The 14,139-nt window shown below is 35.8% G+C and carries 14 protein-coding genes; 3 read left to right on the forward strand and 11 right to left on the reverse strand.

Features of this window, described 5'->3' with window-relative positions; translation table 11 throughout:
• On the forward strand, positions 1-471 hold the full coding sequence (locus DWW68_RS12560) for a hypothetical protein (protein ID WP_118590198.1): 471 nt from the start codon (positions 1-3) through the stop codon (positions 469-471).
• A gap of 177 nt (positions 472-648) precedes the next feature.
• Positions 649-1,653 carry a 3'-5' exonuclease gene (locus DWW68_RS12565; RefSeq protein WP_118590200.1) on the forward strand — a complete coding sequence of 335 codons (1,005 nt, stop codon included), beginning with the start codon at positions 649-651 and terminating at the stop codon, positions 1,651-1,653.
• 52 nt (positions 1,654-1,705) lie between these two features.
• Here the strand turns inward: DWW68_RS12565 and DWW68_RS12570 are convergent, their stop codons facing one another.
• The 11 genes from DWW68_RS12570 to DWW68_RS12620 form a co-directional block, all read right to left on the reverse strand.
• Positions 1,706-2,443 (reverse strand): tyrosine-type recombinase/integrase, encoded by a 738-nt coding sequence (locus tag DWW68_RS12570; RefSeq protein WP_021953593.1) that lies wholly within the window; start codon positions 2,441-2,443, stop codon positions 1,706-1,708.
• A gap of 26 nt (positions 2,444-2,469) precedes the next feature.
• The gene (locus DWW68_RS12575; protein ID WP_118590202.1) at positions 2,470-3,921 is read right to left on the reverse strand and encodes a D-alanyl-D-alanine carboxypeptidase family protein; all 1,452 of its coding nucleotides are present in this window, start codon (positions 3,919-3,921) and stop codon (positions 2,470-2,472) included.
• A 243-nt stretch (positions 3,922-4,164) separates the two neighbouring features.
• On the reverse strand, positions 4,165-4,779 hold the full coding sequence (locus DWW68_RS12580) for a V-type ATP synthase subunit D (RefSeq protein WP_118590204.1): 615 nt from the start codon (positions 4,777-4,779) through the stop codon (positions 4,165-4,167).
• A gap of 80 nt (positions 4,780-4,859) precedes the next feature.
• A complete protein-coding gene (locus tag DWW68_RS12585) occupies positions 4,860-6,242 on the reverse strand; it encodes a V-type ATP synthase subunit B (RefSeq protein WP_021953590.1) in 1,383 nt (460 codons plus the stop codon).
• A gap of 12 nt (positions 6,243-6,254) precedes the next feature.
• Entirely contained in the window at positions 6,255-8,021 is a 1,767-nt protein-coding gene (locus DWW68_RS12590; RefSeq protein ID WP_118590206.1) for a V-type ATP synthase subunit A, read from the reverse strand.
• A gap of 11 nt (positions 8,022-8,032) precedes the next feature.
• Positions 8,033-8,605 (reverse strand): V-type ATP synthase subunit E, encoded by a 573-nt coding sequence (locus DWW68_RS12595; RefSeq protein WP_118590208.1) that lies wholly within the window; start codon positions 8,603-8,605, stop codon positions 8,033-8,035.
• A 16-nt stretch (positions 8,606-8,621) separates the two neighbouring features.
• Positions 8,622-8,930 (reverse strand): V-type ATP synthase subunit F, encoded by a 309-nt coding sequence (locus DWW68_RS12600; protein ID WP_021953587.1) that lies wholly within the window; start codon positions 8,928-8,930, stop codon positions 8,622-8,624.
• A 21-nt stretch (positions 8,931-8,951) separates the two neighbouring features.
• Positions 8,952-9,374: an ATP synthase subunit C gene (locus DWW68_RS12605; protein WP_118590210.1), complete on the reverse strand. Its 423-nt coding sequence runs from the start codon at positions 9,372-9,374 to the stop codon at positions 8,952-8,954.
• A gap of 27 nt (positions 9,375-9,401) precedes the next feature.
• Positions 9,402-11,321 (reverse strand): V-type ATPase 116kDa subunit family protein, encoded by a 1,920-nt coding sequence (locus DWW68_RS12610; RefSeq protein WP_118590212.1) that lies wholly within the window; start codon positions 11,319-11,321, stop codon positions 9,402-9,404.
• Positions 11,321-12,376: a V-type ATPase subunit gene (locus DWW68_RS12615; protein ID WP_118590214.1), complete on the reverse strand. Its 1,056-nt coding sequence runs from the start codon at positions 12,374-12,376 to the stop codon at positions 11,321-11,323. Before DWW68_RS12615 ends, DWW68_RS12610 begins: the two co-directional genes overlap by 1 nt.
• A gap of 4 nt (positions 12,377-12,380) precedes the next feature.
• Complete coding sequence (locus DWW68_RS12620) at positions 12,381-12,704, reverse strand: hypothetical protein (protein ID WP_021953583.1); 324 nt, start codon at positions 12,702-12,704, stop codon at positions 12,381-12,383.
• A 428-nt stretch (positions 12,705-13,132) separates the two neighbouring features.
• Here DWW68_RS12620 and trmB point away from each other — a divergent pair, with 428 nt between their 5' ends.
• Positions 13,133-13,771 carry a tRNA (guanosine(46)-N7)-methyltransferase TrmB gene (gene trmB / locus DWW68_RS12625; RefSeq protein ID WP_021953582.1) on the forward strand — a complete coding sequence of 213 codons (639 nt, stop codon included), beginning with the start codon at positions 13,133-13,135 and terminating at the stop codon, positions 13,769-13,771.
• Positions 13,772-14,139 lie beyond the last annotated feature (368 nt).

Genomic DNA, 14,139 nt, shown 5'->3' on the forward strand with positions numbered 1-14,139 from the left:
ATGAAATACATTATTAATACAAATATGTCTAAAGAACAGTGTATAGAATATACAAAAGAAAATCTGCCTAAATTAGGAAACTACAGAAAAGCCAATTTTTTTGGGAGAGTCAATAATAAGGGCTTTAAAATATCAATTAATGGAAGTACGGAATATTTTATTAGGCAAAATATCGCAAGACCGGTAAATGTGGGACGATTTGAAGAAACAGAAAATGGTGTGGTTATTCATGTTACACAAATGATATCATTACCATTTTTTGCAATGTGTTTAATGACATTTTTATTTTTGCTTTTTACTTTATTGACTATAATTTTAGATGGAATTGATGAAAGTAATATGGAAATAATAAAAACTGAAGGAATTACATCATTGTTTTTTTTGCTTTTTACGCTCATTATGATAGGCATATTTAAAGGTTATGAGAGAAAAGATATGGAAGAGGTAACCGAAATATATAGTGGAAAGTAAAATACAAAATTCACAATTATACATAGCTGATTTATAAAAGAAAATTTCACTGTAAGATGCGGGAGTGGAATTTAAAATTTTAATTTTGGGTGGTTATACCCAAAAACGTCGCAAGTTGAAATATTACTACAATCGTAGTATAATTATCTGATATAAAACTAAATATGGAGATTGATAATGGACTATATTGTAATGGATTTAGAGTGGAATCAAAATCCATATGGAAAAAGTAATTATTATCCGGACCTGCCATTTGAAATCATAGAAATTGGTGCAGTGAGAGTTAGTGAGGACAGAGAGATACTGGATTCTTACCAACAGGTTATAAGACCAAGAGTATATAAGAAACTTCATTATAAAATTCGGGAAATAACTCATTTTACTGAAGAAGAATTGAAGGAAGGAAAGGATTTCAAGAGAGCAATTATTGAATTTCTTGACTGGTGCGGAGATGATTATATGTTCTGTACATGGGGTTCTATGGATTTAACGGAACTCCAGAAGAATATGAAACATTACAGGTTAGAGAGAGTGCTGGATTTCCCATTATTTTTTGTGGATTTGCAGAAAATGTTTAGTTTGCGATATGACGATGGACATATGAAACGAACTCTCACAAGTGCTGTTGAATATTTGAAAATTGATGAGGATCATGAATTCCACCGGGCTTTGAGCGATGCCTATTACACGGCCAGAGTTATGCAGACCATGGACTTTGACAAATATAAGAACCGATTATCTATTGATACATTTTATTCACCTAGAATTAAGGAAGAAGAGATTTTCGTTAGGATTGATGAGTATACCAAGTTAGTAACAAGGGAATTCCTTTCTAAAGAAGAAATGTTCGAAGATAAAGATGTAAGCGACATGAAATGTAATAAATGTGGCAAATATTTGAAAAAGGAACTGGATTGGTTTTCCGACTGTGGAAAGACTTATTATTGCTTAGGAAAATGTGCCGTGCATGGTTATGTCAGAGGAAAGATTAAGATAAAGAAAGTGGAAGATGACAGTTTCTTTGCAATTAAAATTATGAAATCCACTGACGAAGAAGGGGCGAAAAGTATTTACGACAAACAGGAATCTATTAGGGAAAAGAGGCGTGAGAGAAGACAGAGGTCTCTGGATAAAGAAATCGTCATAGATGAGTTATGGGATGAAAATGAGGATGACGATTAAATAAAAAAGTAGCTGTATATCCGAAAAGGATAAGCAGCTACTTTTTTGTTTATTATTTAGTTTCCTTATAATTCTCCATAAGAGCTTCAAGTTCTGTTAAAAGACAATCAACTTTACCATAGAATGAATCGTTGTTCATAGGATCGTCGAATTTGTCACGGATTTCAGTTACCGCATCAATAACAGCATTAAGACGTTTCTTACCACTACCATTTAAGTAAAGCATATAACGGCTCTTTTCATTTTCCTGTGGAGTCATTTTCTTTAAAACAACCTGCATATTAGGTTTTTCTCCAATAAAACGGTATGTGATAGATGGAGAAGCATGGTTAAATAAATTCTGAAGATAGTAAATATCTCCTGTTTCATTGTAATATTTCCATGCAAATGTTTTTCTCATGGTCTGAGCTCCAATAGAGTTAAGTCCGATGCTATGTCCGGCTGCACGAAGAACTCTGTATGCCTGTTCTCTTGAAAGAGGCTTGTTAGAATTGTTATGTCCTAATATTAAGTAAGAATCCGGATCCTTACCTTCTGTGAAAGTATGGATTGTTTTCTTTAAATCTTCCGGAACTTTAAAAATGTTCTTAATGTTCTTTGTTCCAATTTCAACAGTTATTTCATCTTTGTCTCTTACATCCTTAACCTTAAATGAAAGAATGTCCTGAAGCTGAAGTCCCGTGCCTACACCAACTTCAAACATGATGTAGTACTTATAGTCAACTTCTTTAAGTGCGTTGCCAAATAGACGAAGTGTGTCTTCGTCCTTAATAGGTGCTACCCAATTCATAATATTAATACCTCCTAAATTAATAATCAGCGATTTCTATTTCGTTTATTCGCTCTTATTTTATTTAATCTTCTATGCTGCATAACAATGATTAATATTAAAATAACAACAATTACGATACCAATAATAATAGGCAGTAGAATTTTTGGTACCTTGAAGTTAGATTTCTTTGAATTATCACTATTTGCGGCTGCAGTTTTATTTTCAGTGTCTAAAGCGGTTGTGCTTTGTACACTTTCTGAACTTAAGTTTGTGGTTCCACTTTCAGCAACAGAAGTTGTAGATGACTCGTTTGGGGTATCTGCAACGGTATTAGTGTATTTAATACCAGCTGTTCCTACAGATTTTGAACCATATTTGTAAGTAATAGTTGCAAATTTATCATTAGAAATTCCAAAGGATATTTCAGATGTTAAATCTGCAAACTTTGCTTTTTTAGGAATAACCACACAGGCGGAATCATCTATGGAAATGCTGCTGTTGTCGTTACAGAAAGGTGATTTCAAAGTAACACTTTCTGTATTTTTGAAACGGGAATCGTTTTGGGCAACATTAACCTTGTGAAAATTGTCAAAGCCGTAATCAAGTAAAGCCTTGGTGTCATAGTAAACATTGTTACCATTTGAGTTAAGCACAACTGTAATAAGAGTCATGCCGTTTCTCTCGGCAGAGGTAACAAGGGTTGTCCCAGACTGATTAGTAAATCCGGTTTTTCCACCAATAATTCCATCGTAGTAAAATCCGCTGTAGCGTCTAACCATTTTATGACGCTGGTAAGAATTAAAATTTTCTTTTCTTTTGTTATTCTTTTTAATTGTATATTCTGATGTGTTAATAATGTCTCTGAAAGTCTGATATTTAAGAGCATCACGCATTATCATAGCCATGCCATATGCCGTAACATAGTGATTTGGGTCATGAAGACCGTTGGCATTGGCAAAATGAACTCCTGTGGCACCGGCTTTTTCGGCACGCTCATTCATCATTTCAGCAAATTCCTTTGTGGAGCCGGCAATGTGTTCGCCAAGTGCGGTGGCAACTTCATTGGCGGATGTAAGCATTAATGCGTATAAGCAGTCCTTAACAGATAACTTTTCACCAATTTGACAACCGGCATTGGCATCACCATATTCTAATCCGTTAATGGCATTTTTTGAAAAAACTACTGTTTCATCTAATTTGCAATTCTCTATTGTTAAAAGTGCCGTCATTATTTTTGTAATGCTGGCAGGATACATTTTTTTGTTACACTTTTTATCATATAAAATAGTACCTGTGGATGCATCAATTAATATAGCAGCTTCACCGTGCAAAGTAGGTGACTTAGGCCAACTGGTGCTTGTCTTCTTAGGGGCTGCAGAAACATCTGCAATTCCTAATCCTGTGTTGAAATCAGTAATTGGGATAAAAATATTTCCCAGTACCAGCATCATAATAAGCAATGCTGATAAAAATTTTTTAAATCTATATGTAATCATTGTAATCTCCAAAATATAATCATATAAAATATATTTTACATAAAATAAAGGCAAAATGCAATTAATTTACAAAATATTTTTGATAAATCATATATTGAATAAAAAAATAATGATAAAAAAGTAGTGGAAATAAATAGTTGTATGTATATAATATTAACGTAGTAAAGGGTAAACTATAGTATAAGAATAATAAAAAACAGTAACTAATGAACAGTTAATATTGTCCAATGGTTACTGTTTTTTTTATTTAACCCTTGATTTTATAACCTTAAGTCTTGTAAATTCCTCACGTTCCTTTTCTTCCAAAGCATTTTCAATGGTTTTTACTAATGCTTCATAGCTTGGAATGGTTATATTCTTAAGGGCGTTGGCACGCTTTTGGGTTTTCTTGATATTGTAAGCAAGACGATAAGCGGCATTTTCAATCATGGAAAGTCTGATGGTTAAATCCTTAACCTTCTCAAAACAGGATTTTGCCATATCAAGGGATTCCGTAGTGCCATAAAAAGAATATACGGGGTTTCGGATTTCTTCCTTATGTCTTACAAGAGGGATTTCCGTACCCATAACACTTCTTGATTTTATCCTTATGTCATTCTCAGGAGTAACGTTAAAAGCAAAAGTTTCCACGTTTTTAATTCCCAGTTCAATATTTGCCTTTTCAAGAGCACTATAGGCTTCCTTAAAGGTCATGTCAATTTCTGTTTGAATACCTTTTGCTTTTTCGTTAAGATCCATTATTTCACGAATGAGAATATTTCTTTTTTTGTCCATTAGCTCAAATCCCTGTTTTGCAAGGGTAAGGGAGCTTTTTGCGGACATCAAATTACCTTTTGTAGGTACTGTGTTTAAATTCATAATAAACCCACTCCTATTTTAGTAAGTGTATAATTACCAAAAGTGGTGTAATCACATTTAGCAATTTAAGTGGAAAAACTTTAATTTTCTCCAAATGCATCATAGTATTTATCCAGTATCTTTGTGTCAATTCTATCAAGTTCTTCTTTAGGAAGTATATGAAGAAGCTTCCAGCCAAGATTTAATGTTTCAATAATATTTCTGTTTACTCCAAGACCCTGACCTACAAATTCAGTCTCAAAGGCTTTACCAAATTCAAGGTATTTCTTATCTGTTGGAGATAATTCATCTTCACCGATAACTGAAGCAAGAGCTCTGGCATCACCTACTTTGGCGTAAGCCGAAAACAGCTGGTTTGCAACATCCTGATGATCATCCCTTGTAAATCCTTCACCGATACCGTCCTTCATAAGTCTTGAAAGGGACGGAAGAACATTAATAGGAGGATAAATTCCCTGGCCATTTAATGAACGGTCTAAAGTAATCTGACCTTCCGTAATATATCCTGTAAGGTCAGGAATTGGATGAGTAATATCATCATTTGGCATTGTAAGAATCGGAATCTGGGTTACGGAACCTTTGGCACCTTTAATAATGCCGGCACGTTCATAAATTGTAGCAAGTTCACTGTACAAATATCCCGGGTAACCTTTTCTTGAAGGAATTTCACCTTTAGAAGAAGATACCTCACGCATGGCTTCTGCATAGGTTGTCATATCAGTAAGAATTACAAGAATATGCATATCTTTTTCGTAGGCAAGATATTCTGCAACTGTCAGGGCAACCTTAGGGGTAATAAGACGTTCTACAACAGGGTCATTCGCCATGTTAAGGAACATAACGGTATGTTCTAAGGCACCGGATTCCTCAAAAGACTTTTTGAAAAAGTCAGCAACGTCATTTTTTACGCCCATGGCAGCAAACACAATGGCAAACTTTTCATCACTGTCTCCTAAGGAAGACTGATTTACCAATTGGGCTGCAAGCTGGTCATGTGGAAGTCCGTTGCCGGAAAAAATAGGCAGCTTCTGTCCACGAATCAATGTGGTAAGTCCGTCTATGGCGGAAATACCGGTTCTTATATAGTTTCTGGGATATTCACGGCTTACCGGATTTAAAGGTTTGCCGTTTACATCACGCTTTTCGCCATTGATAGGTGAAAGACCATCAATAGGGCGGCCAATACCGTTAAAAGTACGTCCTAAAATGTCAGGAGAAAGGGCAATTTCCATAGGGTGTCCTGTAAGCTTGGTATGGGTATTGGTAAGAGACATACCCTCCGAGCCTTCAAAAACCTGAATTATTGCCTTATCCTCATATATTTCAATAATACGTCCAAGACGTTTTTCCTCACCATCATTAATGGAAAATTCAACAATTTCGTCAAAAGCCGCATCCTTTACACCTTCTAATGCAACAAGCGGTCCATTAATTTCACTTAATCCTAAATATTCTATAGCCATATGGTACCCTCCTTATGCATTCTCTTCCATTATTTCTGAATAGAAGTTATTAATAGCGGTTGTATAATCATCAAACATACCTAATTTATCATTAGGAACATCATATTTTATGGCAATAACCTTTTCAAAAATCTTATTTTCCTTTAAAACTGACATTGGTATGCCGTATGAAATAAGACTTGATGCCTTGTCATATAAATAAAGTATGGTTTTCATCATAAGTAGCTGTTTTTTCAGCGGAACGCAGGTATCCTGGTCATGAAATGCATTCTGCTGTAAAAATCCCAGTCTTATAACTCTTGCAATTTCCAAAGTAAGCTTCTGGTCATCCGGCAAAACGTCACTACCAATAAGCTTTACAATTTCCATTAAAGAGCTTTCCTGATTAAGCAGGGCAAGTATTTTAGCTCTGCATTCGGTAAAGTCAGGGCCTACATTTGTGTTGTACCAGTTGGCAAGTTCGTCCACATATTCACTGTAGCTTGTAAGCCAGTGAATGGCCGGGAAATGTCTTGCGTAGGCAAGGGATTTGTCAAGACCCCAGAAACAACGTACGAAACGTTTGGTATTTTGTGTAACCGGTTCCGAAAAATCACCACCCTGAGGTGAAACTGCGCCAATAATACTAATGGAACCTTCAGTTCCGTTAAGGTTTTCCATATAACCGGCTCTTTCGTAGAATGCCGAAAGACGGCTGGCAAGATATGCCGGGAAACCTTCCTCAGCAGGCATTTCCTCCAAACGTCCTGATAACTCACGGAGAGCCTCAGCCCATCTGGAAGTGGAATCAGCCATAATTGCAACGTGATATCCCATATCCCTGTAATATTCTGCAAGAGTAATACCTGTATAAATAGAAGCCTCTCTGGCTGCAACAGGCATATTACTTGTATTTGCAATAAGTGTTGTTCTATCCATTAAAGGATTGCCGGATTTCGGGTCGATAAGTTCTGAAAATTCCTCAAGAACCTGAGTCATTTCATTACCACGCTCACCGCATCCGATATAAATAATAATATCTGCATCAGCCCACTTGGCAATCTGATGCTGGTTCATGGTTTTTCCGGTACCAAAACCTCCCGGAATGGCAGCAGTACCGCCTTTTGCCAATGGGAATAATGTGTCCATAATTCTCTGACCTGTAACAAGAGGCTGTGTTGTTCCATAGCGCTTTGCAATAGGTCGTGGCTGTCTGATAGGCCATTTCTGGGTAAGAGAAAGGTCTACAATAGTTCCATTTTCTTTCTTTATAGTAACGATGGTGTCGTTAATGGTATATTCACCATCTTCAGCCACATCAATAACCGTTCCTTCTATGTATGGAGGAACCATTGATTTGTGGACAATAGCCCGGGTTTCCTGAGTTTCCGCAATGATTGTACCGCCGGAAACATATTCTCCCACGGAAACCTTAATCTGAACCTTCCATTTCTTTTTAGTATCAAGGGAATCTACACTGACACCTCTTGAAATAAAGGCTCCTGACTGTTTTTCTATTTCACTTAAAGGTCTTTCAATACCATCAAAAATATTATCAAGTATGCCGGGAGCCAGTGTAACGAAAATAGCACTGTCAGTACCATACACCAATTCTCCGGGTTTAAGACCACTGGTTTCTTCGTATACCTGAATTGTAGTCATTTCTGAAGTAAGTCCGATTACCTCACCAACTAATCTTTCAGAACTAACGTAAACCATTTCGCCCATTTTAAAGTCTGTTTTTCCTTTAATATAAACGACAGGCCCGTTAATGCCATATATAATACCTGTTTTTTCCAATTGGCTGCCTCCTACAATGTAATTGCGAATTTTTCCTGTTCTTCCATAAGCTTTGTCTTAAAAGAATAGTCTATCAGAATATTTTTATCAGGAATAATGCTTCTTGTGCCTCCAAGAAAATCCTTATCATAAACCTGTATATTGCAGTTAAAATCTGATTTTAATTCATCAAGTAAAGCTGAGTCATTTGAATCAATATAAACCGTAAGCTCAGAATCACCATATTCATCTAAAACAGACTGTATCTGATGCTTAATGTTTGCAATGTATTCAGGAGTAGTTCTGTAATCAGCAATTTTTTTACGGACAATGTCAAAAACTTTAACTTTAATTTCAGACTGTTTTTTTGTTAAATCCTTTTTTATTGCCATTTGGGAAGACGCAAGCTGCTTTTTGCAATCAGACTTAACCTGATTAATTCTTGCACGCTTTGATTCTTCTGCAAGTCGTTTAGAATTGTCCTTATAGACCTCTAAATCATCGTCTAAGGATTTTTTGTAGCTGCTTAATGATTCAGCACTTTGATTATTGGCACTTTCAAGAGAAATCATTCTGAAGTGCTCCATCTTTTCTTCTATAGTCATTGGCGCCACATCCTTTCTAAAGTTTTATTCCAATAGCTTCATTAATGTAATTGGTAATGAAGTTAGGTTGTCTTCCTGAACCGTGACGGTCAGGAATTTCCACTAATAGAGGGCGTTTCCTGTTAAGCTTGATATCATCAATTATTTCAGGAATTTCAAAACTTAATTTTTCCGTAATAAGCAGAATACCGAGATGTTTGTCTTCTAAAATCTTTTCAACTGCCTGTTTTGTCTCTTTGCGACCATGTACAACTTCACCTTCAACACCGGCAAGGCGCATGCCTGTTAAAGTGTCCACATTATCGCTAATTAAATACATTTTCATATACGCCTCCAAAAACGTTATTTATGCAACGTGTGTTAAAATAAGGAAAGCAACGATGAATCCCCAAAGAGCAATACCTTCTGCAAGGGCTACAAAGATAAGGGCTTTACCGAAAATGCTTGAATCTTCGCTTAATGCACCAAGAGCTGCACTGGCTGAGCTTGCAACGGCATAACCTGAACCTATACATGAAAGTCCAATGGCAAGGCCGGCAGCAATAAGACCGATACCACTTGAAATAGTAGAATCTGAAGCTACTTTAGCACTGGCAGTGTTTGTGAATAAGAAAACAGTTGCAAAAAGAAATACGCTAAAGAATGTAATGCAGTTAGTAAGCATTGTTCTTTTAAAACGACCTTTATTCTGCTCACCTACAAAATAAACAATAATTGGAAGTACAATTGTAAGTACTAAAGCTACTAAAAATAAAATACTAATTAACATGTTAATTTCCTCCTGGTTTTTATGTTTTTATTTATTATTCTTCCTAAATGGAACAAATTCACGTCCGCTTCCATCATAAAAACGTCCGAAAATTTCATAATATTCAAGACGGAGTACCTGTATTCCAACAACAAGTCCCTCCATACCTAAAACAATAATGTTTCCAATAATGACTACAAGTATATTTGGCATGCCACCATTTTCCGCACCGGCTAAGGTCATAACAACCTCCATCATGGCTGCGTGGCTTATGGCAAAAACTCCGATACGCAAAAAGGATAGAGCATTTGACAAATAAGTTATAAGGTAGTCAAACAATTCAAAAAACGCTGTTGCCGCAAAAATTCCTGCCGATTCATCTATAGGCTTTTTCTTTGCAATTAAATTCTTAAGAGGTTCCTCAAAGAATATTAAAGCAAGGGGAACAACAAACATTATTATAAGTAACACTGTTCCCGGCAACGGCTTTCCTGTCATGTAAAGTAAAATAACTGCTATAACGCTGGCGTAAAAGATAAAACCAGTTACGGCATTAGGCCCAAACAATGCCTTGCCAAGGTTTTTCTGCTTTATAGCATTGGCAATATTAAGCACCATGGTGGTTAATATAACAAATGAACCAAAGAGAAATGCTGCTACAAGAACAATATTAATTTCTCCTAAAAACGGTAGCGTTACCATGGATTTAAGAGGGCTTATGACGGAATCAAACTCAAATCCGAAAAAGCTTCCAAACAGGGCACCGAATATACAGGAGCTTACTCCTGCGGCACAGACAATTCCTGCCAAATCCATTTTTTTAACCTTGTATAAAATGGCCCCACCAATAAAAAGGCATAGCCCCTGACCTAAATCACCAAACATTATGCCGAAAATAAAGGCATAAGTTATGGTTAAAAATAAAGTAGGGTCAAATTCGTTGTAAGCCGGAAGTCCGTACATTTTTACAAACAATTCAAAAGGCTTTACAATTTTTAAATTCTTTAATTTTGTTGGTGGCTTGGTTTTATGCTCCGTGACATCATCGCTGACAATGCACACAACATTTACATCGTCGTCGGTTTCCTTCTGGAGTTTTTTTGCCTCCTTAGTTGCCATCCATCCACATAAAACCTGAAAATTCACACCGGATTCCCTTGTAACCGCTGATAATTTCCTTACGTCAAAATTACTATATGCAGTTTCTATTCGTCTGATAGCGGAAACAAGTTTAGTTTTGCTTTCTTCAATAACGTCGTTTATGGAATCTTCCTTTGCCTGAACCTGCTTTTGCAAATCTTCTTTCTGACTTAAAATATTTTCACATTCCTTGTCAGGAAAATCCTTATATTTTTTTGCAATGGCAATTTCATCAAAATTTATGTTCTTAAAATCTTTTGCAACTTCTTCAAAATATTCATTAGGTGCAAAAAATACCCCGTAAACATATTCCGTCTCTGCTAAAGTAGTAATAAAAATTGCGTTAATATCAGGGTCAAGGTACGACTCAAACTTATCAAAATTGACTTTTGGAATTTTGCCAAAACGGTATTTGAAAAAATCCATATCATAAATTCCTTTTAATGTGTAATTAAGCCCTTTAAATGGGGCAAGGGAGTTGAAGTCGGCATCAAGAGCCTGAATCTGAGTATTAAGCTTTGAAATCTCATCCTCTATGTCTGAAAGCCTGTCATCAATTTTATCTATAAAGCCTTCAGCACTTTTAATACTGATATTTTCAATTTTTACCTTTTCAGGGTTCTTCACAAGTCCCATAAGTTCGTGACTTTTGTTAAGGGCATCCTTAAAAGGATTTTCCTCGTTGTAAGTGGTGAACTGGTCGGAAGAACTAAATTCTGCCAAAGCATTTTCTAAGTGAATATCATGCTTACTTAAATAGTGGGTTACGAGATAATCGATTTCATTTTTGGGACCGGCTAAAGTCACAAAACTCATTTTTTCAATCATTACAAAACCCCTTTCTTTTGATTAATGTATCGGGTAATGACTTCCGGAGAATATCCGTATCTTATGCACTCCATTGCCGTTACTACCTTTGCAACCTCCAAATTTTTTAGGTGGAAGTATGCATTTATAGCTGCTAAGGAGTATGGAGCAGTTCGGAAATCTTCCATATATATAGTATTTAAAATTCCACCAAACTGGGATTCCATTGATTCTCCCGGCTCAAACCCGTAAGTACGTCCGTAATAGCTCCTGTTTACTAACTCAAAAAATACCTCGTTATTTTCAGCTTCTACCATGGCTTTTATGTCGTTTCTCTCAATATTGTGATAAATGGGTATCAGAAACGAATAAATCTGGGAATCTGTTACCGTGTAGTATTTTTTGCAGCGGTAAATCCAGAGAATGTTTAACAAATCCACCTGAGAACCGAAGGAATCCAGGAAGTATTTGCATTCACCCTTTGGAATAAATTTATTTTTGTTGTCCCACACATAATTGAAAAAGAAAAGGTCTAAGGACATTTCGTAATCAAAAAGTGTAGGACTGTCAAGTTCGTAAACCTTTCTAATTGTTTTTTCATAAACAGAGCCTGAAAGATTGTTTACAAATTCCTCCATGTTGGAGGAGTTTATAAGATTATCTATGTCAAGCTTTGAATGTCGCTTGAAATGTTTATCAACAAGGACAGGAATAGTTGAATTTCTGCTGTCCATAATATTTCGCATGGATGCCTTTAAAGTGGCAATTTCGTATTTCATAAAATAAAATTCCAAATATCGTTTTTGCATGTTTCCGGCAAAATGGAATATCTTAGAAAAATCATAGTATGTTGAAAAGGTCATGCGGCTTTCCACATCTCCACGATGGGCTGTGGAAGCATCTAAATCCGACAAAACATCTGCATATGATGGAAAGGTTTGCAGATAACTGATTAAATCAGGAACGGTTTTTAAGTTTGCAATCTCATCATATTCAGACTGGGAAATAAGACCTTTTTTCATTGCCCTTATTTTGGTAGTCATGCCACTGTAAGCCACTAATTTTCCGTTTCTCATAGGCTCACTCCTTTATAATGTTGTTAAATATACCTTCCGCTAAGGCTTCACCCTTTGATGCAAAGAGATTGTTTAACTTTTCTATATCCTTTAAACATTCCTTTTGGCATTTATCTATTTCTATTTCGTTTTCTTTATTTAACTGTTCTTTATATTCATTAACACAGGAGTCCACATCCATTTGAAGTTCCCGGTCGTATTGCTTTTTTTGCTGATTAATATAATCTGCATACTTTGCTTTTTCATTAAGCGATTGTTGCATAATTTTAGCTGAAGCTGAATCAATTTCTGCCAATTCGTTTATGATTTTGTTAATATCCTGACTCATGTGCAGCCTCCTTCATTTTAAGTTATATTGTTTTATGTCATATAATCTTATACCATATGTTTTTATGTTGTGAGATTTTTATATCATATGGTTTTGGGCATAAAACAGAGTGGCACTAAAAATACATTTGCCCCTCTATTATACTATTATCCTTAAATAATAATTAATAATACATTTAACAAAATATGTAGTAAAGATAATAGACAAAAAGCCCCGGTGACAATCTTACCGAGACTTACACATCAAGGGCAGATTTGCTCAAATACCCTTTCTTAGACTTTAAGTCTACTTTAACACTTTTTGTAAAAATTACAATAAAAACTTGAAAAAATTAATGAAACCAATTAGAATTTTTCATTATAATAAGTGATTAGTTAATATCTATATCAGGCAAATAAATTTATGTATTTTACAGATTGGAGACAGGCATGAGATTAAGAAATGTACCGGGATCAAGGGAAGCTATTGCAGAAAGCAATTTAGCAATAAATGAACCACAGGTTTTAAAAGGAAAATGGAATGAAGAGTTTGGAAATAATAATCCCATAAGAATAGAAATAGGAATGGGCAAGGGTAGGTTTATTACACAGTTAGCCCTTGAAAATCCGGATATTAATTATGTAGGAATTGAGAAGTATTCCAGCGTTTTGATTAGAGCAATTGAAAAGTGCCAGGATATAGAGGTACCAAATCTCCGTTTTATAAGAATGGAGGCGGAGTATATTTGTGATGTATTTAATAAGGAAGAAGTTGATAGAATATATCTGAATTTTTCAGATCCGTGGCCGAAGGACAGACATGCAAAAAGAAGACTTACGTCAAAGCAGTTTTTCGAGAGATATGATAATATTCTAAAAAAAGACGGAGTGGTGGAATTTAAGACAGATAATGATTTGCTTTTCCAGTTTTCCTTAGAGCAGGTGCCGGAGGCAGGATGGAATCTGGTAGCACAGACATGGGATCTTCACAATGATAGCGAAATGGTTAAAGGAAATGTAATGACGGAATATGAAAGCAAGTTTTCTCAAATGGGAAATCCTATACACAAGCTGGTGGCTAACAGGTAGACGGGCAAGCCGGTGGCTAATGGGTAGAAAGGGAAAATGGCAGAAAATAGGGGAATTAGGCTAAATGGAAGCTGGTTGGAAATTAGGCGTGGGCGGTTGGAAAGTGTGAATTGAGGAATCCAACTGTACAAGTGCAGGTGAAACCCGGTGAAAATAGGTATGTGGGGCGGTTGAAAAGCTAGAATTAAAAAATTCAACTGTACAAGTATAGGTAAACCCCGGTGGAAATAGTCGTATGGGGCGGTTGGAAAGTTTGAATTGAGAAATTCAACTGTACATAAATCATTTGGATGCTGTGAGAGAAATATAATCTGAAAATAAACCAGGAAAAGATTGATTTCATAAGAAATTCCCGGTAGGAAATATGC

It is taken from the genome of Eubacterium sp. AF16-48, from assembly GCF_003479405.1.
GTDB classification, from domain to species: Bacteria; Bacillota; Clostridia; order Lachnospirales; family Lachnospiraceae; genus Eubacterium_G; species Eubacterium_G segne.